Annotated in this window: 21 protein-coding genes; 10 read left to right on the top strand and 11 right to left on the bottom strand. The window is 57.9% G+C overall.

Features of this window, described 5'->3' with window-relative positions; translation table 11 throughout:
- Window positions 1-65 precede the first annotated feature (65 nt).
- The gene (locus tag ACGYLY_RS25130; protein ID WP_395285503.1) at window positions 66-1,445 is read right to left on the bottom strand and encodes a Cdc6/Cdc18 family protein; all 1,380 of its coding nucleotides are present in this window, start codon (window positions 1,443-1,445) and stop codon (window positions 66-68) included.
- Between the two features lie 928 nt (window positions 1,446-2,373).
- Between ACGYLY_RS25130 and ACGYLY_RS25125 the strand changes: the two genes are divergently transcribed.
- Together ACGYLY_RS25125 and ACGYLY_RS25120 are read left to right on the top strand one after the other, a co-directional pair.
- Window positions 2,374-2,610, top strand: coding sequence for a hypothetical protein (locus ACGYLY_RS25125; RefSeq protein WP_231187573.1), 237 nt, complete (start codon window positions 2,374-2,376; stop codon window positions 2,608-2,610).
- Window positions 2,611-3,059: 449 nt separating this feature from the next.
- Window positions 3,060-3,983 carry a manganese-dependent inorganic pyrophosphatase gene (locus ACGYLY_RS25120; protein ID WP_395285502.1) on the top strand — a complete coding sequence of 308 codons (924 nt, stop codon included), beginning with the start codon at window positions 3,060-3,062 and terminating at the stop codon, window positions 3,981-3,983.
- Between the two features lie 1,273 nt (window positions 3,984-5,256).
- On the opposite strand, the gene epsC is transcribed toward ACGYLY_RS25120, so the two are convergent.
- Window positions 5,257-6,138: a serine O-acetyltransferase EpsC gene (epsC, locus tag ACGYLY_RS25115; protein ID WP_395285501.1), complete on the bottom strand. Its 882-nt coding sequence runs from the start codon at window positions 6,136-6,138 to the stop codon at window positions 5,257-5,259.
- Between the two features lie 679 nt (window positions 6,139-6,817).
- On the opposite strand from epsC, the gene ACGYLY_RS25110 reads away from it, so the two are divergent.
- The 3 genes from ACGYLY_RS25110 to ACGYLY_RS25100 all read left to right on the top strand — a co-directional run bounded on the left by ACGYLY_RS25110 (window position 6,818) and on the right by ACGYLY_RS25100 (window position 12,614).
- Complete coding sequence (locus ACGYLY_RS25110; protein WP_395285500.1) at window positions 6,818-7,099, top strand: hypothetical protein; 282 nt, start codon at window positions 6,818-6,820, stop codon at window positions 7,097-7,099.
- Between the two features lie 862 nt (window positions 7,100-7,961).
- On the top strand, window positions 7,962-12,251 hold the full coding sequence (pglX, locus tag ACGYLY_RS25105) for a BREX-5 system adenine-specific DNA-methyltransferase PglX (RefSeq protein ID WP_395285499.1): 4,290 nt from the start codon (window positions 7,962-7,964) through the stop codon (window positions 12,249-12,251).
- 222 nt (window positions 12,252-12,473) lie between these two features.
- Window positions 12,474-12,614, top strand: coding sequence for a YHS domain-containing protein (locus ACGYLY_RS25100; RefSeq protein WP_395285498.1), 141 nt, complete (start codon window positions 12,474-12,476; stop codon window positions 12,612-12,614).
- Between the two features lie 100 nt (window positions 12,615-12,714).
- Here the strand turns inward: ACGYLY_RS25100 and ACGYLY_RS25095 are convergent, their stop codons facing one another.
- Window positions 12,715-13,872: a glutathione-independent formaldehyde dehydrogenase gene (locus tag ACGYLY_RS25095; RefSeq protein ID WP_395285670.1), complete on the bottom strand. Its 1,158-nt coding sequence runs from the start codon at window positions 13,870-13,872 to the stop codon at window positions 12,715-12,717.
- 559 nt (window positions 13,873-14,431) lie between these two features.
- Here ACGYLY_RS25095 and ACGYLY_RS25090 point away from each other — a divergent pair.
- A complete protein-coding gene (locus tag ACGYLY_RS25090; protein WP_395285497.1) occupies window positions 14,432-15,058 on the top strand; it encodes an SDR family oxidoreductase in 627 nt (208 codons plus the stop codon).
- A 164-nt stretch (window positions 15,059-15,222) separates the two neighbouring features.
- On the opposite strand, the gene ACGYLY_RS25085 is transcribed toward ACGYLY_RS25090, so the two are convergent.
- Window positions 15,223-16,641: a sugar porter family MFS transporter gene (locus ACGYLY_RS25085; protein WP_395285669.1), complete on the bottom strand. Its 1,419-nt coding sequence runs from the start codon at window positions 16,639-16,641 to the stop codon at window positions 15,223-15,225.
- Window positions 16,642-16,877: 236 nt separating this feature from the next.
- On the opposite strand from ACGYLY_RS25085, the gene ACGYLY_RS25080 reads away from it, so the two are divergent.
- A complete protein-coding gene (locus ACGYLY_RS25080) occupies window positions 16,878-17,825 on the top strand; it encodes a zinc-binding dehydrogenase (protein ID WP_395285496.1) in 948 nt (315 codons plus the stop codon).
- Between the two features lie 6 nt (window positions 17,826-17,831).
- Here ACGYLY_RS25080 and ACGYLY_RS25075 read toward each other — a convergent pair whose 3' ends face one another.
- The 3 genes from ACGYLY_RS25075 to ACGYLY_RS25065 form a co-directional block, all read right to left on the bottom strand.
- Window positions 17,832-18,191 carry a hypothetical protein gene (locus tag ACGYLY_RS25075; protein ID WP_395285495.1) on the bottom strand — a complete coding sequence of 120 codons (360 nt, stop codon included), beginning with the start codon at window positions 18,189-18,191 and terminating at the stop codon, window positions 17,832-17,834.
- On the bottom strand, window positions 18,188-18,442 hold the full coding sequence (locus ACGYLY_RS25070; RefSeq protein ID WP_395285494.1) for a hypothetical protein: 255 nt from the start codon (window positions 18,440-18,442) through the stop codon (window positions 18,188-18,190). The genes ACGYLY_RS25075 and ACGYLY_RS25070 overlap by 4 nt, the downstream gene beginning before the upstream one ends.
- Window positions 18,443-18,516: 74 nt before the next feature.
- Window positions 18,517-19,536 (bottom strand): SDR family oxidoreductase, encoded by a 1,020-nt coding sequence (locus ACGYLY_RS25065; protein ID WP_395285493.1) that lies wholly within the window; start codon window positions 19,534-19,536, stop codon window positions 18,517-18,519.
- Between the two features lie 143 nt (window positions 19,537-19,679).
- Between ACGYLY_RS25065 and ACGYLY_RS25060 the strand changes: the two genes are divergently transcribed.
- Window positions 19,680-19,955 carry a HalOD1 output domain-containing protein gene (locus tag ACGYLY_RS25060; protein ID WP_395285492.1) on the top strand — a complete coding sequence of 92 codons (276 nt, stop codon included), beginning with the start codon at window positions 19,680-19,682 and terminating at the stop codon, window positions 19,953-19,955.
- A 48-nt stretch (window positions 19,956-20,003) separates the two neighbouring features.
- On the opposite strand, the gene ACGYLY_RS25055 is transcribed toward ACGYLY_RS25060, so the two are convergent.
- On the bottom strand, window positions 20,004-20,888 hold the full coding sequence (locus ACGYLY_RS25055) for a complex I NDUFA9 subunit family protein (protein WP_395285491.1): 885 nt from the start codon (window positions 20,886-20,888) through the stop codon (window positions 20,004-20,006).
- 43 nt (window positions 20,889-20,931) lie between these two features.
- On the opposite strand from ACGYLY_RS25055, the gene ACGYLY_RS25050 reads away from it, so the two are divergent.
- A complete protein-coding gene (locus ACGYLY_RS25050) occupies window positions 20,932-21,081 on the top strand; it encodes a hypothetical protein (protein WP_395285490.1) in 150 nt (49 codons plus the stop codon).
- Window positions 21,082-21,115: 34 nt separating this feature from the next.
- Here the strand turns inward: ACGYLY_RS25050 and ACGYLY_RS25045 are convergent, their stop codons facing one another.
- Window positions 21,116-21,505, bottom strand: a complete 390-nt coding sequence (locus tag ACGYLY_RS25045; RefSeq protein WP_395285489.1) for a DCC1-like thiol-disulfide oxidoreductase family protein — start codon at window positions 21,503-21,505, stop codon at window positions 21,116-21,118.
- A gap of 140 nt (window positions 21,506-21,645) precedes the next feature.
- On the opposite strand from ACGYLY_RS25045, the gene ACGYLY_RS25040 reads away from it, so the two are divergent.
- Complete coding sequence (locus tag ACGYLY_RS25040; protein WP_395285488.1) at window positions 21,646-21,984, top strand: four-helix bundle copper-binding protein; 339 nt, start codon at window positions 21,646-21,648, stop codon at window positions 21,982-21,984.
- A gap of 31 nt (window positions 21,985-22,015) precedes the next feature.
- Here ACGYLY_RS25040 and ACGYLY_RS25035 read toward each other — a convergent pair whose 3' ends face one another.
- A complete protein-coding gene (locus tag ACGYLY_RS25035; protein WP_395285487.1) occupies window positions 22,016-22,882 on the bottom strand; it encodes an NmrA/HSCARG family protein in 867 nt (288 codons plus the stop codon).
- 400 nt (window positions 22,883-23,282) lie between these two features.
- Window positions 23,283-24,059, bottom strand: a complete 777-nt coding sequence (locus ACGYLY_RS25030; RefSeq protein ID WP_395285486.1) for an NAD(P)H-hydrate dehydratase — start codon at window positions 24,057-24,059, stop codon at window positions 23,283-23,285.
- Window positions 24,060-24,541: the final 482 nt, after the last annotated feature.

Genomic DNA, 24,541 nt, shown 5'->3' with positions numbered 1-24,541 from the left:
CCGAGTTTATTTTTCCAACGTTCGGTTCCTCCGTCTGAAGCGAAACCTGACGATCGAGACCGGGATCAGCGTCCCACCAGACCGACGATCTGCTGGCGCATTTGAGTATCAATCGGGATTTGGGAACACTGGTCGTCGAGTCCGATCGACTGAAGCAGAAGGCTCGCTTCGTCCAAAAGCGAAAGCTCTAGATACGTTCCTTCACGGTATCCGTCACTCGTCCGGGTCATGTCGATGATTTTCAACGTTTCATACTCACGGAGTTGGTCGGTGATACGCTTCTGACCCAGGACGTTCGTGCCGATTGACTCCGCGAATATGCGGTAGACTTGATACATCTCGGTCGCCTTGAAATGGGATTGGTTCGTGAATTCGTCCATGGCGGCAAGCGCCGCGATCGCGATCTTTGCCTGGGTTGGACAGCCCCTAATCAGATCTTGGACGCGTGTGACTTCGGCATCATCGTTCGCAGCTCGGACGTGTTCTTCACGGACCTGATCACCATCGGCGTCGCGAGCGACTTCACCAGCAAGTCGAAAGAGATCGAGCGCCCGCCGTGCATCCCCGTGTTCCTGTGCGGAAAATGCAGAGCACAGCGGGATCACGTCCTCCGATAGGACGCCCTCGTGATAGGCATCACGGCGTCGGTACAGAATATCTCCAAGCTGGTTTGCGTCGTACGCTGGGAAAACGATCTCATCGGGAGCGAACGAACTCTCGACGCGGGTATCCAGTCGATCACCGTATTTGAGATCGTTGCTGATACCAACGACCGTGATGCTAGCGTCGACGTCGTTCTCCTCACCGGCTCGAGAAAGCTGCATGAGGAGCTTACTGTCGTCGGCCTCCTCCGGTGGGATGTTCCGGGCATCATCCGGCGGCGCAAGCCGATCGATTTCGTCGAGGACGACAATGATCGCATCGTAGAGTTTGTCGATGACCGTCCACAAGCGGTCGTAGTACGCTCCCGTCGCGATTCCCGAGTGCGGAATCGTAATGCCCGTTTTCTGCGGGACGTTCAGACTTTTCGAGAGGTGAATGACCGTTTGAACTTCCGAACGGCGTTGTGCACAGTCGATGATTGCTCGACCGATCCGGGTGTCATTCTCTGCACCGCGTTCTTCGACTTCTCGGCTCACATATCTAGTGACAAGCGTCTTTCCGGAACCGGACTTGCCGAGAAGGAGGGTTCCCTTTCCGGATCCTCCAGTTATCGTCGGTTTGAGTCGGCGGGCGACGGTCTCGATCTGGTCGTTTCGACCGACGATTTTGTCATGCTCGGGAATGTGGTCGATACGAAGCAAATCTTCGTTAGCGAAAATGGGATCGTCCTCGTCGAGCACGGAAAGAGGATCGTCGCGAGCCTTAGAGCGAGAATGGGCAACAGCCCCATGCTCGGCAGCATAATCGCCGAGTGTTTTCACCTGTGCTGTGCCGGAATCCATACACCGGATTTCAAATGAATTCACCTTAGTTCTTTCCCCGATACACCCGGGTTCTTTCTCCGATACACCCGGGACGCCAGTTTCACCGATTCGTGTCGAGAGCGGTCACTGTTGTCGGGAGTATATAAACCGAACAAAACCGTTAGACGGGCAAATGACACCGGGTTTCAAATGAATACACTGGGTTTCAAATGAATATCCCATAAAAGAGACGGCGTGAGAGTTGTCGGTTATCCCTCGGCCACACCGGATTTCAAATGAATTCGCGACAGGGTAAAGCAAGACAGGAGGTGCACGGCACCCCCACACCGGATTTCAAATGAATTCGGGTGCGATTCAGGCGGGGACAGGGACGGGGAGGGAACGGCGGAATAATCTGAACCCACGCTAGAGAGGCGATAGAAGCCTGGTAACTTCGGAATCATTTGAAATCCGGTGTCGATTGTGAACCACGATGGGAAGGACGAGTGTCGACGATCGAAACACCGATTCAGTATTTAGTATATAAATGAGCTGTTTGTAGAAACCGCCCATTCCTCAGAGTGATTGTACCTTTGGAAACCCGGTTTCTTGCGCTTCACTACTACTACTATCTTTCCGTTATAGTAATATATATAATAACGCGAATAGAGGATTGTCCTCCAAACGAACTCGATTTTATAAATTCGTGGTCTATGACTGTTCTATCGCGTGATCTCTTTCTTCGAGGACCTCTACCGTCCTCCGTCTTCTCCGAACCCTCCCTTCTCTTGGAACGGAATTCATTTGAAATCCGGTGTGGGGGTGTTTCCTCGAGATCGACCATCGTCACCAAACCGTCTCCAAATCTTACTAAATCGGCTGCCACCCGTTCGGATCCTTCTGTCGCAATCACGAGTAGACGCTGTCCGAGGGTTTACCTATCGCGTCCTCTAATTCGGTCGTACGAATGGGTCCAAATGAGAAATCGCCACTCACCCCACTTGCGCAAGAAGCGCTTGATGCACTCGCGAGCACGATCCCACCCGGTGGTGAACTCACCTACGAGCAAGCCTACGCCGTTCTGGCTGAAAATGAAGATCTCGAGCGGCCCGCTGCCGAGGATATCATCGAACGACTGTACAACAAGGGCCATGTGTACGAAGTCGAAGGGAAACTTCGGCTCACTGATTACGGCTCTGAATAGCGAAGGCTCCTCGTGACCGCGCACAAAGCGTTTTGTACACGGTGGAGAACGACGCGAACGCACGTATGACGTTCTGAAATGAACAAAATAGTGTTCACTGGTTGTATTCATTAGTTGCGTTCAACAGTTGTGTTCACTAGTTGCGTACAGCTGTTGTGCTCACTACTAAACACAGTTTCGTCCGCCATCGTTTACGGATGCCATTCCCACCGACGGATTCGACGGACACGTGTCGTTCGGGAGAGAGGGAGAGGGTTCGCTTCGAGACAACACGGGTGCTCGCGACGATCGGTCAAGGTGGACGATGAAGTAGGCTTGAGACCGAGGCTTTGGGTGGTCTATCGAGGTTTTGGATGCTCTATGGATTACGATGCGGACAGAAATAGCCTTCCGATGTGACTCACATTGCAATAAAAGCGTTCATACATTTGGAGTCGAGACACCTTCGTATGTCATCGTCAACCTACGTTGTTGGCCATCAACAGCCGGATACGGATACGATCTGCTCTGCAGTTGCCTACGCGTGGCTGAAGCAGGCACAGGGAGCCGATGTGATTCCGGCGCGGGCCGGTAAGTTAAATCCGGAAACGCAGTTCGTCTTGGATCGCTGGGACGTAGAGAGTCCGTCTCTCATCGACGACGCAACCGGGGAACAGCTCATTCTCGTCGATCACAACGAGTACAGTCAGACGGTTCCCGGCGCGCAAGATGCGAAGATCGTCGAGGTGGTGGATCATCACCGAATCGGCGACGTGAAAACCGGTGATCCGATCTTCTTCCGGACGGAACCGGTCGGGTCCACCGCGACCATCCTGACACGACTGTACGATGATGCAGGCAAGACGATCGATACACAAACTGCCGGACTGCTCCTCAGCGGACTGCTGAGTGATACGGTGGTACTTCGCTCGCCGACGACGACCGACCGGGATCGAGTCGTCGCTGATCGACTGGCGGAAATCGCTGGTGTCGATACCGAGGAGTACGGCAAGGAGCTACTCCAACGGAAGAGCAAGATCGGCGAAAAAAGCCCTCGTGAGATGGTACTAAGCGATTTCAAGGAGTTCGAATTCGGATCCGATCGGGTTGGAATCGGACAGGTAGAAACGGTAGAGCCAGCGGTAGTCCTCAATCAACGTGACGACGTGCTCGCCGCGATGGACGACGTGACCGCAGAGCGAGGGTACACCGCGTTCGTATTGCTCGTTACGGATCTCCTCGAAGAAGACACCACCGCACTGATCGCGGGTGGTGCTGTCGATACCGTAGAAGAAGGCCTCGATACGACGTTTACTGACCGCGAGGCGTTCTTACCGGGGGTCATGTCCCGAAAGAAGCAGGTCGTCCCGCCACTTGAGACTGTCTTCAAATAAATACATAGACGTCCCTCGAGTACGGCAGTACTTCCCCTCCCGGACGCGCTAGCGTACATCCTATTTCACGGAGGGAGGTATGTCCCTCATCACCCTACGGCGCTGACTAGCGAAGACGCTCTCCTAGTCAGTGATTTCCAACCTTTCTCCCCGACGTGAGCGACGACACAGACTGCGGTCGTCGTCTTCGAGCATACCGTAGCTCGGCGTTTTTTTGCCGCGTTATGACCCGCGTTGACATTATGGACACGGATCACGGCGACGGGTTCTCGCATCGGCATCGATGCGTCTCGACGTGCTTACGTGGCACCGACTCCGCCAGCATGACCGAAAAATAATGCCCCCGTGTGGGCAGAGCAGAGAGATGCTGCGGGTTGGATGATAGGCGGGTAGCCGATGTGAACGCAGTTCACAGCTATCCTGTCGATCGATGATGTGCCTCTGACGTCACTTCGACAGGGTGGTGGCCGAGTTTCCTCGGGCCACCTCGACCAATGGACGTTCAGGAAAAAGACGTTCTGACCGATCTCTCAAAACCAAACTCCAACGGATATTTCTACGGTGTTAACCGGTGTGAACCGCATAAACCGACCGATGTGGCCATCCAAGCAGTCTCGCACTCCCGCCCGTTACGAAGAGTTCGAACGATTTGGTGATCTCGAATACAGTTACGCACTAAACGTTTTTCACGAGACACTCACATTGGCATGTTGTGGCGAGTTTCAGGACGAAACGAGGGACGTGTCTCATCTCCGACAACGAGCTACGACTCGAGGAGAGCTACACTGGCCAGTTGAAACGCTACTATGAGGGAGCAAGGGCTTCGACCCGTGGTCTCATTCTCGTCGGTCTGATGGGCGTCTACCTCGTTTGGATGGTCAATTTCTTCCTATTCGTAAGACGGGGGCTCTTTCCGATCTTTTTGGTGATCCTTGTGGTCATCATCGTTCTCGCCCATATTGCGGACCATCTCCGAGGATTTCGACGAGTCGATATCCTTCCCCTCGATTCGATCACCGCTGTCGAGGTGATCGAAGGCGCATGGTGGACGCATGCTCGATTTATTATCGAATACCAAAACGGCGATCAGAGCAACAAGCGACGTGTCCGACTTCCGTCTAGATACTTCGCATTCACCGAACGAGAGTTCGAACACGCAAAGGCGCTGTTTCGCTCACACGATATCCCTCTCACTGGCACCGTTGATCGGTTCGACGACTCCGGTCATCCACGGTAAAAGAATGACGAAAACGAAGTCGTATCGCCGAAAGCGTTATTCTTCGGTCTCGCTGCCGCTTGATTTGCGTTCCTGGTCGGGATGGTCGGAGACGTACACCGTGGTGTTCGCGGGAATATCTTCGGTGATCCAGGAGTTTGCGCCGATGCTGACGTGATTGCCGACGGAGATGGCGCCGAGGACGTTCGTCCCGGCACCGATGACGACGTGATCGCCGATGTCCGGGTGGCGCTTGTACCCTTTCTTGAGTGCGTGGTCGGTGTCCTCTTCTTCTTCGAAGTGGAGGGCGCCGAGGGTGACGTTCTGGTAGAGCCGACACCAATCACCGATCGTGGCGGTCTCGCCGATGACGACGCCGGTGCCGTGATCGATGAAAAAGTAGTCGCCAATCTCGGCGCCGGGATGGATGTCGATGCCCGTGTCGCTTTTCGCGGCTTCGGTGAGTTCGCGGGCGTACTCCTGCCTGCCCTCCTTGTACAGTTCGTGAGCGACGCGCTGAGCGACGATGGCGTGGAATCCCGGATACGCTCGGATAATCTCGAGGTGGGATTTCGCGGCGGGATCTCCTTTATACGCGGCTTCGACATCACGTTTGAGGCGCTCTCTGATCGCGGGCAGCTCGTCGATGACGGCACTGATGCAGTCCCGAGGCTGAGCACGGGGAGCGTACAGTTGGCAGCCTCGCACGAGCTGCTCGCCGAGTTCAGTGAGGGTTTCTTGAACCTCTTCGGGGTTAGTGTGGTCCGCGTAGGCGTTCCAGCAACTCGGGAAGAGGAGTCGATGAAGAAGGGAGAGTTCAGTCCTCGCGTGCGAGGTTTCGGGGGCGGTCCGTGGCTCGTGGACCGGGAAGGGCGGCTCGTCAGCTTCGTAGGCGGCGACTAGACTGTGGTGAGCGTTGCCGGTGTAGCTGTACTCCATCACTCGTCCCGTAAGGAACTGGTCGGGAAGAATCTATGGGAGAGGAGAACGGCTGTCCATGAGTTGAGCGGGTCGACGTGACGATCAATGAGGACGACGCCGGTGTCTCCGTCAGTGATGGCGGCTTCCTCCTAACCGTCCCCTTCATCCAGGCGGACACCATCCGGGAGCCGGGAGAGTACATGAACCACATATCGCTACATATGATATCGGGCCTAAAAGATTCACAACTTCGGAGGATGGGACTAGTTTTGGGTCGGACTTCCGTTGACTCGTGGTATTTATCACCGATCAAACATCGGTATCGAACATTCTCGGTCAAAACTGTCGGGCACTAGGGGCGGCACTCGCTGATATCCATCTGTTTTCGGAGAGGATCCGTGTTCTATACGGCCTTGATCGTGATTCGATTGTCGCTACTCGTCCTCCTCGACGTTCCCGCAGTTTCGACAGCGTTTCATGCCGCCGTGCACGTCGCCGTAGTCGTGTCGAACGCCCGTGATGCACAGCACATCCTGAAACAGTCCCATACCGTGCAGATATCGCGGGAACCGGATAACGGTTTTCCCGCTTAACCGTCACATGTTCGGCGGTTGGGCGACGGAAACGATGATCGGAACCGAATTCCATCACGGGAGAAACCAGAACCGACATGCCAACTCCCACCAGCATTGTACCCATGTCACAAACGGTTACCGAACTCCGCAACGAAATTCGACAGGCTGTCGGGAGACACAAACGTATCGAATCGACGGCGTTCACGAAAGAGGCCCTCGCAGCACTCTGTACGGCTGTCAACTACGATATCGATCCGAACAATCTGCCGTCCAAACCACAAATGCGGGCTGGAATCCTCCTAAAAATCGGCGAACTGGACGACGATAACCCGGAACAAACGTCGAACGCGTTCCGGAAGGCGGAGCTCGAGGCAATTGCAGCTACGCTGCGAGATACCGAGTGAAGCTCCCGATGCATTCGCCGAAGAGGTAGTTGCCCGCCAACAGCGTTCGTCCGCGTCGCTAGCGACCGGGCCGATTGTCCGACGACTGTTGATCTCGCTTCGTGACTTGGCCACCACATTCCGGACACACTCCGTCCGTGGTATCGAAGGTTTCACCACACATCTGACATGAAGATCGCGCATCGCTCTCTGTCCCGAAGAGCTTTTTGAGTTTGCTCATGAAGCTCATTGGTGGTACTGTACACTTTCCATGGTATCGGAAAAGTTTGGGGGACGTGCAGTGACCACCAATCGTTGATGAACGCGTCCAGTGATACCGACACGATCGACGTATCCCTGCGAGATTGGTGGGCTAGTGGCTGGGGCAGCTACTTAGTAGTATCTTCACACCAAGGTAGTTAGTGGATGAGCCGTTAGTTTACGTCGAAATGCCTACTGACATCGCTCAATGTCCTGAATGTGGATGGACTGGAAATGCGACGAATTGCGTAACCGATGGCGAGAAACGACAATGCCCCGTCTGCCAACACTCGATTCGACGCGGCTGAACGTCCCGTCGGTCCCATAGCGGTACCAATATATCGTTCTATCACCCTCCACAACGCATCGAACCGCCGGGCTAACGTGAAAGACACCTATTTACCGCCCGGCACGTTCGTTGTTTGGTGATCGAGAGCGGTTTCATGGGGGTTCGTCGTGGACTTCTGAGAAGGGGTTCCGTTCTACCGGGAAGCGGAGGGAATTTCTGCCCCGTATCCCGAACAGAAACGTGATTATGGAGTCGCTACCGATTCCAAAGTTAACCCATTGACAACATTAAAGCCACTCCTGTGACTCGAAGGTAGCACACACAGTACTCCATATGGAACGCGATTTTCTCTCTCACCGGAAAGCACAGCTCGACAAGGAGGAGCGCGAACACCTCGAGGATGTCGTCACCGAGATGCGCGGGCGCGTCGAGGACAACGTTCGTTTTCAGCTGACGCAACGAGGACTCGATGACGAACCGAAAGACCGCACCGGGCTGGATACGGATACTGAGAAGCTCGTGGAGGCGATCGAACTCGAAGCCCCCGACGAGGTTTGGTCGGACGCGTTCGAGCAGTACGTCACGGGCGTCGGCTACACGATCGTCAATCGACTGGCAGCGCTCCGGTCCATGGAGGTGCGTGATTTCATCGATGAGGAAGTTACCGTCTTCAAGGAGAACGGACTGACGCCCGCCGCCGAGACGCTCGTTAGGGAGGAGTTCCTCCTCGAGGACGAAGCCATCCTCAAGGCATACCACAACGCGTGTGACGATCTCGCAGAAGAGATCGAGATACTCTTCGATCGCTCGTCGGTGTACAGCCTGATCGACCCTGACGACGACACCTTCGAGGAACTCTGCAAAACCCTTGACGAGGCCGACGACGAGGTCTGGCGGGCCGATGACGTTCTCGGATGGGTCTATGAGTACTACAACGTCAAACTCCTCGACGACTTGCGCCGCAAGGGTGACCGTGAGGGACTCGACCCTGGAGACGTGCCGCCGGCGAACCAGTTCTACACGCCCCATTGGGTCGTTCGGATGCTCACCGACAACAGTCTCGGGAAGCTCTATCTCGAACAGACAGGCGAGCTTCGGGACGTCGTCGAGGCTCAGGAGGCGTTCGCTCCCGACGAACGGAAGAATCGACCGCTCTCGCCCGACGAGTCACCCGACATCGCCGACTTCTGTACCTATCTCGTTCCCTCCGAGGAAGAAGGTGAACCGACCGACTTCGAGCATCCCGAGGAACTTCGCGTCATCGACCCGGCCTGTGGAAGCGGACATTTTCTTCTCTACGCTTTCGACGTGCTGGAACGTATCTGGCGCGCCGAGACGGACCTCGATTTCGAGAAGATTCCACGTGAGATCCTGCGACACAACCTCTACGGCGTCGACCTGGATATGCGGGCCTGCCAGCTCGCGGCGTTCAATCTGTATCTGAAGGGTCGGACCCGCGCCGAGGCCGAAGGTGCCGACGGGTTCGATATGCCCGAAGTCGGTATCGTCTGTGCCGACGCGTCTGTCGCCGAGATCGACGGCGTTGAGGCGGTGTTCGACGAGGTTGCCGGTACGGATGAGGAGGTCGAACGGGCGCTCCGGCGTATCCTCGACGCGTTCGAAGAGGTTCACGGTCTCGGCAGTCTGTTGGACGTGCGCGGGACGCTCGGTGATCTGTTCGAGGACGACAGCGATGTCGAGGGCGTGCAGATCACCCTCGGCGACGACCCGCGGGAGAATTACACCCTCGGGCAAGTTCTGCACAGCCTGCGCGAGGCCGTGGAGGAGCATCGGGAGTCGGATTCGTTCCTCGCACGAGATTTGAGGAGTTTCGTTCGATTGCTGGATATCCTCGCACAGGAGTACGATGTGGCGCTGATGAACCCGCCGTATGGTTCGAAGGGTCGGATGCCGAACGCCGTCCAGGAATACGTGGAAAACAATTACAGATATTATCCGGAGTTCTACGTCAATTTCGTCGAGGTATGCAACAAACTCTGCGCTACGAACGGGAGAATCGGTATGCTCGTACCGCGCTCGTTCATGTTCAAACGGAGTTTCGAGGATTTTAGAAGGGATTTCCAAGGTCACATCGCGTCGTTCGATTTCCTGTCCGAGTTCGGTCTGGGAATATTGGACAATGCTACGGTACGAACCGTGGGAACGGTTCTGCGTTCCGGTTCGAGTACGCAAGACACGGGGACGTTCATTCGATTGGAAGACCCGGATGCCGGTTCGAAAGAAGGTGTGTTCATCGACGAGGTGTTGGGGAACGTTTCGAGCGGGGTCGAGCGACTCTACCGTGTCGAACTCTCGGAGTTCGGTCGCCTGCCGAAGTCGCCGATGAGCTACTGGACGACGGAAGAAACGAGAGCGCTGTTCGACGACTTCCCTTTCGTCGATGCGGCTGTCGCAAATATCGAGGGGGAGTCGGTCTCGGACGTCAAAACCGGTCTGCAAACCGGCGATAATCCGAGATTCGTTCGAAATCATTGGGAAATCTCGTTCGACGAGCCCTTTTATCCGTTCGCGAAGGGAGGGACGGACGCTTGGACGCTTCCGAAGACCGTACAAACGGTCTGGTGGGAAGGGAACGGGAAGGAAGTGAAGCGAATCACGTCGTCTCGGCCACAGAATACCGACTACTATTTTCGGGAGGGTCTCACGTGGACGTATATAAAGGAAACGGGACGGCGATTCGGTTACTTCCCCGCAGGTGGGATCTTCGACCAGAAAGGACCGATGGTGTTCCCGGACGGACACTCCGCATGGGCTATGCAGAACGTTCTCAATTCACAACTCTATCACGGGTTGTTTCTCTCGTTAACCCCGGACCGAGAGTGGAATCCCGGCGACGTCGGCCGCATCCCGTATGATCCGTCCATCGTACCTGCCGAAGAGCTAGAAGAGAAAGCGAAAGCCCAGTATGAGTTATTCACGTCACAACGGCAGGGAGACCCGACTAGCCCCTATTTCGTCGGTCCACATATCCTCCCGGACGAACCGTCCGAATCGTACGTCTACGATCGACACCCGCACATAGAGCAGGCACCGACGGACGGAGATACGTTCGAAAATGAATCGATACTGACCGATACGACCATCTCTCAAGCAGCGAAGATCGCCAACGATCGTGTCTCTTCCAGGGAGGACGATATCAGAAAGACCGCAGAAGCGACTGATACGCTGGTCTACGACTCATTGAACATCTCCGAGGCGACGAGGAAAGCTATCGATCAAGAGATCGATCTTCGCGGGTCTGGCCCCGTAGCCGACCTGTTCGAAACGCAAGACGTTCGTTCCTACTGTCGGGATCTCGTCCATTACTTCGCGATAGAAGCGGTTCGCGACGAACCGGACGGAATCGTTCCCCTCCACGGTGCCGGCGACCATGCCGATCTGTTCGATCGTATCGTCGAACGGTTCGGCGACACCTACGGCGAGTACGCCGAAAATAGACTGGTCGAAGTCGACGGCTTGCTCGGCGCAAAGTCCGCCGCCGAGGAGGCGTACCCCAACCTCCGGATATTCATCGAGGACGACTTGTTCGAGTATCATGTCGAGCGGATGGAAAAGGCGCCGATCCTCTGGAAGCTCACTACCGAACGCCTCATTGTCAACTCGGACGGCGAAGGCTTCGCGTGTTTCGTCGATTACCATCGCCTCGATTCGGGACTGTTCGACCGGATCGCCAATCGGTACATCGTACCGCGGAAGGCCGAACTGCGGGAACGCCGCAGCGCCGCGAACCGCCGTCGGAGTGACGATTCGCTCTCGACGAGCGAGCGGGCCGAGGCTACGGAACTGTACGAGCGCTGTGCAAGCGGGCTCAATCAGATCGACGTCTTCGAGGACGTGATGCAGGAACTGAGCAACACCGACGAGCGGGACTTCACCGACGAGGACCGTCAGCACGTCGAAGAATTGGCTCCGAAGGTCGCCTCCTTCCGCGAGGAACTCCGCGAGCGGGTGGACGTGCTGGCCGAACTACGCGAGCGCAACGACGAAGCGTGGTTCCAGGATACCTTCTCGGACAACTTCTGGAACACGGTTGACGAGTGGCGCGAGGAGTGGGTCGACGCCCTCGACGAACTCGAACGGGCCTGCGAGCAGTATGCAAACCCGGTCGACGAACCCGTCGAAGCGCACCTGGCCGATCTGTTCGACTATTTCAACTGGCGGCTCAAAGGCTCGGATCATTACTCCAGTACGGGTATCCTGTTTATGACCTACTACTTCGAGCGCGAGGGTGCCGACTTGGTGGACGAGGACGGCCAGCCGTTCGACAATCTGACCGAGGACGAGCGCCTGCTCGCCTCGCTCGCGACGGGCCTCGACGATTCCTCGATCCTCGATGAGGGGTATCTGGAGTCGATGACGGACGATGACGAGAGTGTCGATGATCTCCCGCCGCTGGCGGAGTTCAAGGCGCTAGCCGAAGAGATACAGGACCGTTGCCAAGATGTCGACGAACGACTCCCCTCCAACTGGGCCGACCGGGCGCTATCGGAGATCACGACTGCCGGCTATCTCCCGAATCACAAGCACGGCGTCGCGATCAATATCACACCGCTCTCCGAGGCGAAGATCGTACCGAAAACCGTCGACGAACGGGTGCTATAACCGCGCCCGCGACGATCTCCTTCGGGAGTCGCGGAACATCGAACGATACGGACAGCGTGTACGGCAAATCGTACGGTCCATTCCTCGAGATAGAGACCGTATAGCGTCGTGCTGTCGCTATTTCCTCTCCACGCGGTGCTCGCCTTGAACTGCCCGAAATGCGACCGCGGGAAAAAATTTTATGGGGAGCGCGATTGACCGCCCACCCGGAGGTAACTGCAAATGACAGAGTGCCAAGTCTGTGGTTCGATGGTCGACAGCGACGTTCCCGCCGTCGATGTGGAGTACGAAGGCGACACGTACTACTTCGAGTCCGCGAAGTGCAGGGAACTGTTCGAAGAGAATCCGGACGAGTACCGCTGACGTTCAGTACGGTAGTTCACCGCTCTCATTTTCCGAGGTTCGGGCGATCCGCGGTTCCTGACGGTGAGACGAACTCGCTGAAAAAAAGGCCGTGTAGTCGCTACGGTTCCATCAGGACTTTGGTGAAGCCTTCCTCGCGGTTGTCGAACCGTTCGTACATCTCCGGGGCTTCGTCGAGGTCAACGCGGTGGGAGATGACGAAACTCGGGTCGGCGCGTCCCTCGATTATCATGTCCCGAAGTTGGCGGTTGTATCGTTTCACGTCACACTGTCCGGTACCCAACCGCTGGCCCTTCTCGAAGAGCTTTCCGAAGTCGATGCCGAGGCGGCCTTCGGCGGCCATCTCGTCGGGCGCTCCCGGATCCTCCGGGACGTAGAGGCCGACGACCCCGATTTGGCCGGTGGCTCGCACGGTCCGGATGAGGTTGTTGATGACGATCGCCGGGTTTTCGCGCGCCGAGTCGTAATCCTCTTCGGCCTCCTTTTCGGGGTCGACCGCCTGATAGCCGACCGCATCGACGCCCTTGTCGGTCCCGCCGCCGGTCATCTCCACGATCCGTTCGACGGCGTCTTCCTCCTCGAAGTTTACCGTTTTGGCGTCGCAGTGTTCCTCGGCGAGTTCGAGTCTGTCCTCCACGCGGTCGACGACGTAAATCTCCGATGCGCCTTTCAATTTCGCGCTGTAGGCGGCCATCAACCCGACCGGTCCCGCGCCGTAGATGACGATGGATTCGCCGGGCTGGAGGTCGGCGAGTCGGGTGCCGTGCCATCCCGTCGGGAAGATGTCCGCGAGCAGCGCGAACGAATCCTCGTGTTCGTCCCCGTCCGGGAGTTTGAGCGCGTTGAAATCCGCGTACGGGACCCGAAGTTTCTCGGCTTGTCCCCCTCGGTACGGCCCCATCTGAACGTATCCGTACGCGCCGCCGTCGAATCCGGGGTTGACGTTCTGGCAGAATCCGGTGTAGCCGTTCTCGCAGTTCTCACAGAAGCCACACGCGACGTTGAACGGCATGACGACCCGATCACCTTCGGTGAGCGTGTCGACCCCGTCTCCGACTTCCTCGACGATTCCCATGTTCTCGTGGCCGAAGACCATCCCGGGGTCGTCCCCGGTTCGGCCCTCGTACATGTGGAGGTCCGAACCGCAAATCGCCGTCGTCGTGATATCGACGATGACGTCGTTCGGGTGTTCTATCTGCGGTTCATCCACGTCTTCGACGTCCACTTCGTGCTCTCCCTGAAAGACGACAGCTCTCATTGACATGTGTTATTCCTCCAAGTGGACTTTCTGTGCCGGAAGATCAATAGTGGCTATTGCCAGATTAGTTTTGTTTTCCGAGAATATATGTTACCCATCGAATATCGTATGTTCGGTATGGGCGTGTCTTCGATCGCACTTCCCGTCGATGTGGGCTTCTGAGCAGCCGTCGGTAACAAATTACAACTCTATCTCTGTAATGGTACTCCTTCGTTGTCACTCCGATTCGGGATGTATAGCCACGGAGTTCAGTCGTGACAATTTCGACGTGGTCGCGTGTGTCGCTCTCGCGTTTTCCCCGTCCCTCGCTCGTGGGACACATCGGGAGGCAAGAATGCCCAGCATACTAAACGACACCTAACTAGCGTTCTGTCGGGTGAAAAAGATCAGACTCGCTCGGAAAGTACCGTCCAGGGAAATCCGCTTCGGTTCTCCTCGAAATAGTATATAATCGGAGGCGAACCACCGATTCGCCGACGCTATTTTCGTAATCGGAACGGCGGGCGGATCGGTCGGTCATCAGAGTCTTAGCGGTCGAAGCCGAATCGATCCTTGAACGATGGATGTACTCGTTGCCGGATCCCACGGTCAAGTTGGACGACGGATTACGGATATTCTGAGCCGAAGTGACCACACCGTACGGGGAATGGTTCGCGACGAAACCCAAGTAGCAGATATCGAAGCCATGGGTGCGGAGGCGGTCGTTGCGGATTTGACGCAGGACGTGTCACACGCCGTTACGGGGCATGATGCGATTATTTTTGCCGCCGGATCCGGCGGGGATGACGTGTGGGGAGTCGATCGAGATGGAGCGATCGGTTTGATCGAAGCGGCGGAAGATCGAGGCGTCGAACGGTTCGTGATGCTGAGTTCGATCAATGCCGACTCGCCCGAAGACAGCCCGGATGCGCTCCAAGAGTACTTGGCTGCGAAAGCGGAAGCCGACGATGCGCTCAGGGAGAGCGAGCTAACCTGTACGATCGTTCGTCCGGGTCCGTTGACGAACGACCCCGGGACCGGTCGGATCAGAATCGAGGACAACGTCGAGCGCGATGGGGATATCCCGCGGGCGGATGTCGCACGGACGCTCGTCACTGCGCTTCCCATGGAGAGTACGTACGGGCGGACGTTCGAAATCCTTTCAGGCGATACACCGATTCAAACGGCGTTGGAAACGCTTCGGTGATCGGCATTCGAACGGATCGAAATCGGTAGCCGATCGAACCGATTCGTGGAGTATCGTCTTCGATCGATGCAGCCATCGTGAGCTAACTCCGGTGAATACGCCAGCGTCCGGGAGAACCATTCGTGAAGTACGCAGTGTAAATACTGTCCAGAAAAGGACGAATCCTACTCGTTCTGCACCGTCTGTTCCGTCGCTTCTTCGCTGCTTCCCGTCAGGCTGTTGCTTCGAAGGTCCGATTCGATCGCTTCGAGTGATCGACCCTTCGTCTCGGGGACGAGATAGTACGCGAACACGAACGTAACGATACTCAGGGCGCCGTACAGCCAGAAAGTGAACGATTTACCGATGGCGTTCGTCAACGTGAGAAACGAGATCGAAACGGCGAGGTTCGCGGCCCAGTTGAGAACCGTCACGAGCCCCATCGCGGTTCCACGGACTTCGAGCGGATAGATCTCGGAGATGAGTAGCCAGAATACCGGGCCAAGACCGATGGCGAAAAACGCCACGTACGCCATCACACCGACGACGCTGAGCAATCCGACGATGCCCTGCAAACTCTGGAAATAGAACACTCCGCCCAGACCGAAGAGCATGGCCGTCATCCCTCCCAGTCCGACGAGGAGCAGTGGCCGTCGTCCGCGGCGGTCGAGGAGGAAAACGGCGGCGAGCGTAAAGGAGACGTTGACGACGCCGACGCCGACGGTCGCAAGGATCGAGGCGCTACTGGCGAACCCGGTCGAATTGAAGATCGTCGGAGCGTAGTAAATCACCGTATTGATTCCGGTGATCTGTTGGAACACGGCGAGTCCCGCACCGACGATGAGAGCCGGACGTATCCACGACTCTAACAGTTCGCCGAGTCCGGTTCCCGACTGTTCTTTCTCGGTCTTTCGTATGTCGTCGAGTTCTTCGTCGACGTCGGCCGACGGACGAATGCGCTTGAGAATGTCTCGTGCCTCTTCCTCTTCACCGATTCGCACGAGGTACCGCGGGCTCTTTGGCATCCAAATCATCCCGATACCGAGGACTGCCGCGGGGACGACGCCCATGCCGAGCATCCAGCGCCATTGTCCACCCTGTGCGAACGCATAGTTGACGAAGTACGCGAGCAGGATGCCGCTGGTAACGGCGAGTTGATTGAGCGAGACGAGCGACCCACGGAGTCGAGACGGTGCGATTTCCGAGTTGTACAGCGGCCCGATGAGTGACGCGACGCCGATTCCGAAGCCGACGGTGAAGCGACCAACGACGAGTATCGGAACGCTCGGCGCGAATGCCATTATGAGCGACCCGACGAAGAAGATGATCGAGGCGACGAAGATGAGCTTTCGCCGTCCGAAGTCGTCGGTTAACCGTCCTCCTCCGGCAGCACCGACGATTGCACCGATCAGCGCTCCACTGACGACCAATTCTTTCATGAACGACGAGAGCTGAAACGTCTTGCCGATGAACGGTAACGCACCCGATATGATTCCGGTGTCGAACCCGAATAACAGCCCGTTCAACGCTGCGATGGCCGTTGCGACGTACACGAACCGATTGATCTCTCCGGAGCCGCCCTCGGATGATTCAGTGGACACAATTACGTTCCACTATTTAGCCGGAATAATTTGTTGGCCGATCGAGCCGTCGCGTTAATCGCCGGACTACGATTTAACAACCCTTTTAATCTCGGCGTATTACAACGGTTTTTATATGCGCGGACGTCACCCATCACGTTCTTGCTAGCTCCGCTGCAAACGCCCACAGGTTCCACCGCTCCACTCGGCACACTCGAGCGGACACAATTTATACACCGATCCCTCTCGAAGGCGTGCGCATGGACGCGATGGTCATCACGGATTTCGGCGGAACGGACGTCTTCGAACGACGCGACGTCGAGAAACCGTCTCCCGGACCGACCGAAGTACTGGTTCGAGTACACGCGACGTCCGTCAATCCCGTCGATTACAAGATCCGACAGGCAGGGTCGTGGGCCGGTATCGCTCCCCCGGCGATCATCGGTTACGACGTCTCGGGCGTCGTCGAGGCGGTTGGGGATGCGGTCACGGATTTCGACGTCGGAGACGACGTGTTTTATACGCCGGAAATATTCGGCGAACAGGGTAGCTACGCCGAATATCACGCCGCGGATGAATCGATCGTCGCTCGAAAACCCGAAAACGTCTCACACACGGAGGCGGCAGCGCTCCCGCTCGCCGCGGGAACGGCATGGAGCGCGGTCGTCACCCGCGGTGACGTCGGCGTCGACGAGACGGTGCTCATCCACGGGACGGGCGGTGTCGGCGCTCACGCGGTACAGATCGCTAGCGCCGCTGGTGCACGCGTCATCGCGACGGCGAGTCCGGAAACCGTCGATCAAACCGAGGACCTCGGCGCGATCCGAGCGATCAATTACGAGTCCGAAGCGTTCACCGACGTGATTCAGTCGGAGTTCGACGAAGGGGTCGATCTGGTCTTCACCACCGTCGGAGGGACCACGCTCGTGGATAGCACCGGCGTGACAAAACCGGGTGGCAGATTGGTTACCATCCTCGAACCGAAGGGCGAGTGGGGGAACGCGTACCAAAAGAATCTGACCGTCGAGATGGTGTTTTTGGAACGCGACCGACGCCCGCTCGAAGGGCTTCGACGGCTCGTCGAACGCGGTCAACTCGAACCCGTCATCGACTCGGTCGTCCCGTTGAAGGAGATCGCGGAAGCACACGAGAGGGCAGAAGAGGGCGGACTGACGGGGAAGATAGTGGTAGACGTTGCGGACGAATGATCGATTTTACGCCTCGCGTCGGTCCGCTTTCGTAGGGGCGGGACACTCCTCGTTCGCGTCGCCAATCCCGAGAAGGAGATTGGCGACCATCGAGTACGACGCCGCTCTCCGATAGTTTTTCTCGAAGACGATCACCGGAATCATACTCGCCGCGTGGATACTATCGACTCCCGCGCTGAGGAATCGCCGTCCGCGTCCGTCGTTGTTGCTCAGGAGAAACGCCTGCGAGAGGTGACGAACGCCGAGTAACAACCGTGATACCGTAAACAGCTTCCCGTCCGCGCCGGACAGGCGTTCGACCACGTCACGCGGAGAAAGGAGGAGAACTAACCCGTAGCACGCGCGAACCGCGGCTGCACGCCTCATCCCCTAACCACCTTCCAGAAGGCTACCGTGACGAGAACAAGAACGGCTCCGATAACCGTCCGATGTCTACTCGATTCGAGCTGTAAACTCCCGTTCGCGGCTCGCTCGTCGAACGGCCCGTGTGCACCGGGGTCGCCGTCGGTCGGTTCGTCGAGACCCTCGCCGATGGAGAGTAATCGCTCTCTGACCGCGCCGTCCGCCAGTTCGCTCACCTGCTGGATCTCCCCCCTTGCTCGCTCGATGTGGGTCATGGGAGGTTTATCGACGATGGGTGTGTTATGTATGGTGGCCTGCGTGGTTCGTCGCGGACGTCGAATAATGGGTCTTACGTTCTCGAACGTACCGCACGGAGTACGTACAGCACCGTTGCGAGGACCGTGAGGCCGACGACTGCCCTACGAGACGGTGACCGTCGCTGGGCGATTTCGGTGTAGAGACTGGACTCGGACACGTGGCTTTCTTCCGTTCCACGCTCTTCGAGGCGTCCGACCGGCCCGTCGATGGTGTTTCGCTCGCGAGCCCGAGTCCGGTTGCCTCGGCGCTGTAACCTGAAGAATAGCTTCTCCATGATCGTGTCCGCAAGACGCGGCGCGTAGTGACCGAGCAGCGACAGTCCCTTGGCTCCTCCGCCGACGAACACGTCCCGTTCGGGCGATTTCGCGGCGTTCAGGATGGCGCGTGCGACCGTTTCCGGGGCGTAGATTGGCGGCGGGAGTGACGCTCCTTCGTCCATGTGGTTTTTCGCATGCCCTGGATACGGCGTGTCGATGGAGGCGGGTTTGACGAGCGTCACCGAGATGGGTGCATCGTCCTTCTCGAGTTCCATCCGCAGTGAATCGGTGAACCCTTTGACGGCGTGTTTGGAGGCCGAATAGCTCCCTTGCAACGGAATAGCACGGTCCGAAGCGACGCTGCCGATGTTCACTATTGCGCCGCCCCGGTCTCGCAGATGGTCGGCCGCTTCGAGCGAGCCGTAGAGCAGCCCCCAGACGTTCGTTTCGAACTGGTCGCGCATGTCCTCGACCGGGGTCTCATCGACCCTTCCGTAGACGAAGGACCCCGCGCCGTTGATCCACGTGTCGAAGCCGCCGTGCTCCTCCGTCGTGACTGACGCTATCTTTCGAACGTCGTCCCTATCTCTCACGTCGGCGACGACGTACGTCGATTCCCCGCCGTTCTCGGCGATCTCGTCGGTCAATTCCCGCAGGATGTCCTCGTCCCGAGCGGCGAGCACGACTTGTGCGCCTCGCTCCGCGGCCATTCGCGCGGTCGTCAACCCGATACCGGACGATGCGCCCGTGATAACGATCACTTGCTCTTCGACTGGTTTCAGCTGTACGTTCATGGTTTGGTTTCTACGTCGTTGTCCCCACGCCGGTGCCAGTTCTTCGATGCACAACTGTGCGTCAACCTCCCTAAAGACAGCGGCAAGTGATATAGCCCAAAGAAAATTGCCGCTCGCTGTCGATGCGCTCGAAGAGGAAAAACATGGACGACCATCCCGAGCGACGAAATTACTACGCCGACGATGTGGACACGCCGCTTAGCGAAGTCGTCCTCGAAGCGGTCGAAGCACACGAGTCGGCGTCATTGATCGAAGACGAGTTCTCCCTCTACGATCACATCAGCCCGACGGCTATCGATATGCTGTTCGAAGATACCGACGATGTCTCCGTCTCCGTTCGGATTCATCTTACCAACGTGACGGTGAGTATCTGGAGCGACGGCGGAATCGATATTCGGGTCACCGACGAGATGACGTGACCATATTCGGCTTCGTGGCGCGATTCGATCTCTTTTCGGTTTTGGACGTCAGGCCCCCCTGAGATACGCATCGAGCGTCGTGAGGTCGCGCTCCCTCCGGTCGAACGAGGCGAGGTCGTTGCGACCGGCAGTGAGGTCCATTTTCAACGAGCGTGCCTGATCGATACCGAACGGGATCTGCGGAATCGGATGGGCGAGCATCAATCCGGCATCGACGAGTTCCATCGGGATGGGGAGTACCCATACGGACCTTCCTTTCGCCCGGTGGACGTGTCTGGTCACGTCGGCGAGCGTCAACTCCTCCGGCCCGGCGAGTTCGTAGATCCCGTTCAGGTAGTCGTCGTTCCCGATGGCGTCGGCCATCATCGCTGCCGTGTCGCCGACCCAGAGGGGCTGGAACGGCGTCGTACCGCCGTTTGGTAACGCCGATACGTAGGGAAAAGTCGTCAATTGGATGAAGTTGACGAACTCGTCCGCGTCGCCGAACATGATGTTCGGACGGAATATCATGGTGTCGATGTCGGCGGTGAGGACGACCCATTCGGCCCACGCTTTGGCACGAACGTATCCGGTCTCGCCGCTGGGATTCACGCCGACGGAACTCATCTGAACGATGTAGTCGAGGTCGTGTTCCGTGGCCGCCCGGGTCACGTTTCGCGTGCCGCCGACGTGAACGTCCTCGTGTGTCGGTTCGTCCGGCGGCTGAAAGAGTGGCGACAGCGCGACGAGGTTGACGACGATATCCTGGCTCGCGAACGCGTCCACTATCGATTCGTACTCCGTAACGTCGCCCGTAACCGTCCCTGTTCCGTCGGGTAGTACTGACTCGTCGGGCGTTCGTGAAAGGACGGTCAAATCGTGACCGTCCTCCGCGAGTTCGCGACACAAGTTTCGACCGACGAACCCGTCGCCACCGGTAACGAGGATGTTCATACGATACCATCAGCGGTGGTTTGTGTGCTAAATATATCGGCCGTTGTCGGGAGGAGAGCTCGAACTCCTCGTAATCAACGTCGTCGCCATCAACCTGTCCTCGCTCGCCACGTTCCCGTTGTTCGGCTATCGATCCCACGACTACGAGAGCGACCGCCATCGTCGAAGGGGAGGGATGGAAAACCATCAGTGACCGGCTTTCCGCCCCGTCTCCGAACCACAGACTGTCAGTCGTGACCCTCTCGGACGTCGCTCGCCGCCGGTTCTTTCGAGAGGACCGTCGCCAAGGTGTCGCGCCGCTCCGCTATCTCACGGTAGACGTCCTCCCGGATTCCGCTGTACTCCTCGAAGTTCCTGAGGAACGATACCAAGGGGTGAACGGAGGTCCCGAACTTCGAACGGACGAACGTCTGTTCCATCGCCGCGCCACAGGAGTACCGACCCCCGTCCGTGACGAGGTGGGCGCACTCTTCGTAGTCGTCGGGAAGCCGACTTCGTTCGTCCTTCGAAAGGTCCGAGAACCCGACGATGCGGATATCGGAGCGGTCGCCGAAGAACTCCGCCCACCACGTGCAGAATCCGCAACCGTCGTCGTAGATGAGCGTTTCATCGGGCATGGATACCCCATACCGTCGCCAACGACTAATCGGATGTGGCCCTCGTAGTCCACCACTCGGAGCGATACTGGCTCACCTTCGGGGTCCCGTTTTTCGGCCGCCGTAACCTCTTTTCCGGTCGAGCGTGTCGTCCCTTTTCGATGGTAGTGTCAGAACTCGATCTGAACGAAACCGAGGAGGAGTGTATCGACAACTGCTTCGAGGCGGTACAGACGTGTGAGTGGTGTGCCGACCGGTGTCTCGACGAGGACATGGATATGTCGCGATGTATCCGCCTCTGTCGGGACGTCGCCGACCTCGCCGCCGACCACGCTCGATTCATGGCACGTAACTCGAACTACAGCGACCAACTCGCGGAGGCCACCGCCGAAGCGGCCGAGGAGTGTGTCGAGGAGTGTTCCCGCCACGACCACGATCACTGTCAGGTCTGTGCCGACGTCCTCGAAGACTGCGTCGAGTCGTGCCGTGCGATGATGTGAATCGCCACCTATCGAGCGGTGTACTCTCGACTCACTTCCAGTCGTTTTTGCGGACGTACGCGGCCAACCGCGTGAAGTCCACGTCGTTGTCCTCCCGAAGCGTTTCGATATCTGCTTCGTAGCCGTGTTCGTTGAACCACTCGAACATCGTGGCGGCTTCGTCACCCATCCGCCCCCGCACGTCCTCTATCGAGAGGTAGCGTGCTTCGACGTCACGGTCGAGTACGTCGGAGGCGGTAGCCGCGGAGCTTTCGAGGGTGTGTTCGTCGCCCGCGAGTTCAAACGCCTCCCCTCGATATTCGTCCGGATGCTCGAAAATCCGCGCCACGAAGGCACCGATGTCATCGACGTCGATCATCTGTAGTTCGACCCCCTCGTCGAGCGCGAGCGCCATCGTTCCGTTCTCGATGGCGTCGCGCTGTCCCTCGAAGTTCTGCATGAAGAAGACGGGGCGGACGACGGTGGCGGGAAGGTCGAGGTCACGGATTCGCTCTTCGACCTCGTACTTCGAGTCGAAGTGGGGAATGTCGGTGTCGCGCTCGGCCCCGCCGACCGAACTGAAGACGAAATGGTCGACACCGACGTCTGCGGCCACTTCCGCGAGGTTCGTGCCTTGAGCCACTTCGCGGTCGTAGCCCGCTTCGTAGTAATTGGTCACGCCGTACACCGCGTCCACTTCCTCCACTATCGGACGAAGCGCTTCCTTTTCGTTCAGATTACCCTCCTCTATCGTGACGCCCCGCTCGACCAACTGACGGGCGGCGTCGCTTTCCGGGTGTCGTGTCAATCCGTGAACGTCGAACTCGATGTCGGAATCGAGGAGAGCATCCACGACGGCGCCTCCCTGTGTTCCCGTCGCACCGACAACGAGGATACCGGTCGGAGTCTCTCGGGACATGGTGGTACATCGGCAACCACGAGTTACTTAGTTGTGAGCCACAGGAGTTTTGGGTGTCAAACCGACCCCTCTCCGCCCGTCGTCCCCCGCTAGAAATCCTACGAAGACGATGAACCGACACGAACGGGGAGGATTCGTCGATACTGCTGTGGCTAGCAGTATCGACAGTCGAATGGGATTCAAACGAGAGCATGTGTCACTCGTTTGTACCGGACACGGATTCATCCTCGCTCGAAGCGATCGAATCGACGCTTCGAAGCGACGGGTTCATCGGTTCGGACGGTGAGTCCGGCACGGCCGAGTACGAACGGGACGCAGGGGACCGAGCTGTCGTTCTCCCGACCCGATCCGTTCGACGTGTAAAACGACAGACGTCCCTCTCGATGCGCGAAGTCACCGATCAACGGACGGTGTCCGGAATCCGGTCGATAACGTCGGTGGCGACGAGTCCGTTGCCGTGGTCGATAGTCGCCAGTTCGCCGGCTTTCCCGACGAGCCACGCGCCGAGTTCCGCGGCGTCTTCACGCGACAGTCCTTGACTCAGCAGCGAGGCGACGATTCCCGCCAACGTATCTCCGGTCCCGGCGACCGCCAGTGCCGGAGTGCCGGTTTCGTTGGTCGTTCGCTCCCCTTCGGCGACGATGGTGTCTTCGTCGCCAGTCGCGACGACGACGGCACCCGTCGATTCGGAGAACTCCTCGAGCGATCCATGTTCGTCGACTATCGATTCCATTTCGGAGTCGTCGGGTGTGAACACCGCGTTCGAGAGGTCGTTCCCCAGCGCCGGTTCGATGGCGACGGCGTCGATGACCATCGGACCATCCACCTCCGTAAGCGTCTCACACACTGCGGACCCGTCCGAGCGAGTGAGACCCGGCCCCACGACGAGTGCATCGGCCCACTGGCCCAGTTCGATGGCTTGGTCGACCGCCGCTTCGGTGAACCCCTCGCCGGGATACTGGCCGACGAGCAGGTTCGGCGAATGGCTCGCTACGATGGGATAGATTTTCTCCGGCGTGAAGGCGCGGACGTGATCCGAGCCGGTTCGAAGGGCGGCCAACCCGGTGAGAACAGGCTGACCGGTAAACTCGACGCTACCGGCGATGACACCGACGGTACCACCCTGCGAATCGGCTTCCTCGGAGCGATCCGGAAGCGTCTCGAGAAGTCGGCTCATGGTGACGTGTGATTCACGGATGAGACGATTAGCACTACTGCCTGCTCTTTCAAGGCCGTTCTGAACGCGGCGTCAAGACGGTTTCCCGCGACTATTCGGCTTTTTTGCCGACCGTTCCCCGCCACTGCTGTTCTTCGGGCACCCCACCGGCAACATCAATCCCAACCGTACTGTCGGGAGAAGCAATCGAAACAGAAGGCGTCGTCTCCGGAGACGAAAAAATCCTCCCGGATACGATTACAGATGCTACATCGTCGCTGGACACTCGGTTCTCGGCCGCTTTGGTCGCTCGTGTTCATGACATCGGTTGTCGGCGGCGCGATCAATAAACCTTGTCTCGACGTATCGAGCCATCGCTCTACCCCTTTCACCTCGAACGTGTTTCCCGTGATGGAACGGTCACTCTTCGAGGTGTTCCGCTTCCTCACGAAGTCGTTCGGTGTAGTCATCGATATCGATCGCGATCCGTGACACACCGCTGT

The organism is Haladaptatus sp. CMAA 1909, from assembly GCF_043952005.1.
Classification (GTDB): domain Archaea; phylum Halobacteriota; class Halobacteria; order Halobacteriales; family Haladaptataceae; genus Haladaptatus.
Note: the sequence above shows the minus strand (reverse complement) of the source record. Positions and strands in the feature narration are given on the sequence as shown.

Excerpts from the sequence above, each read along its gene's own strand:
- ACGYLY_RS25130 (WP_395285503.1), bottom strand. The coding sequence starts at position 1,445 with ATGGATTCCGGCACAGCACAGGTGAAAACACTCGGCGATTATGCTGCC.
- ACGYLY_RS25125 (WP_231187573.1), top strand. The coding sequence starts at position 2,374 with ATGGGTCCAAATGAGAAATCGCCACTCACCCCACTTGCGCAAGAAGCG.
- ACGYLY_RS25120 (WP_395285502.1), top strand. The coding sequence starts at position 3,060 with ATGTCATCGTCAACCTACGTTGTTGGCCATCAACAGCCGGATACGGAT.
- epsC (WP_395285501.1), bottom strand. The coding sequence starts at position 6,138 with ATGGAGTACAGCTACACCGGCAACGCTCACCACAGTCTAGTCGCCGCC.
- ACGYLY_RS25110 (WP_395285500.1), top strand. The coding sequence starts at position 6,818 with ATGTCACAAACGGTTACCGAACTCCGCAACGAAATTCGACAGGCTGTC.
- pglX (WP_395285499.1), top strand. The coding sequence starts at position 7,962 with ATGGAACGCGATTTTCTCTCTCACCGGAAAGCACAGCTCGACAAGGAG.
- ACGYLY_RS25100 (WP_395285498.1), top strand. The coding sequence starts at position 12,474 with ATGACAGAGTGCCAAGTCTGTGGTTCGATGGTCGACAGCGACGTTCCC.
- ACGYLY_RS25095 (WP_395285670.1), bottom strand. The coding sequence starts at position 13,872 with ATGAGAGCTGTCGTCTTTCAGGGAGAGCACGAAGTGGACGTCGAAGAC.
- ACGYLY_RS25090 (WP_395285497.1), top strand. The coding sequence starts at position 14,432 with ATGGATGTACTCGTTGCCGGATCCCACGGTCAAGTTGGACGACGGATT.
- ACGYLY_RS25080 (WP_395285496.1), top strand. The coding sequence starts at position 16,878 with ATGGACGCGATGGTCATCACGGATTTCGGCGGAACGGACGTCTTCGAA.
- ACGYLY_RS25075 (WP_395285495.1), bottom strand. The coding sequence starts at position 18,191 with ATGAGGCGTGCAGCCGCGGTTCGCGCGTGCTACGGGTTAGTTCTCCTC.
- ACGYLY_RS25070 (WP_395285494.1), bottom strand. The coding sequence starts at position 18,442 with ATGACCCACATCGAGCGAGCAAGGGGGGAGATCCAGCAGGTGAGCGAA.
- ACGYLY_RS25065 (WP_395285493.1), bottom strand. The coding sequence starts at position 19,536 with ATGAACGTACAGCTGAAACCAGTCGAAGAGCAAGTGATCGTTATCACG.
- ACGYLY_RS25060 (WP_395285492.1), top strand. The coding sequence starts at position 19,680 with ATGGACGACCATCCCGAGCGACGAAATTACTACGCCGACGATGTGGAC.
- ACGYLY_RS25055 (WP_395285491.1), bottom strand. The coding sequence starts at position 20,888 with ATGAACATCCTCGTTACCGGTGGCGACGGGTTCGTCGGTCGAAACTTG.
- ACGYLY_RS25045 (WP_395285489.1), bottom strand. The coding sequence starts at position 21,505 with ATGCCCGATGAAACGCTCATCTACGACGACGGTTGCGGATTCTGCACG.
- ACGYLY_RS25040 (WP_395285488.1), top strand. The coding sequence starts at position 21,646 with ATGGTAGTGTCAGAACTCGATCTGAACGAAACCGAGGAGGAGTGTATC.
- ACGYLY_RS25035 (WP_395285487.1), bottom strand. The coding sequence starts at position 22,882 with ATGTCCCGAGAGACTCCGACCGGTATCCTCGTTGTCGGTGCGACGGGA.
- ACGYLY_RS25030 (WP_395285486.1), bottom strand. The coding sequence starts at position 24,059 with ATGAGCCGACTTCTCGAGACGCTTCCGGATCGCTCCGAGGAAGCCGAT.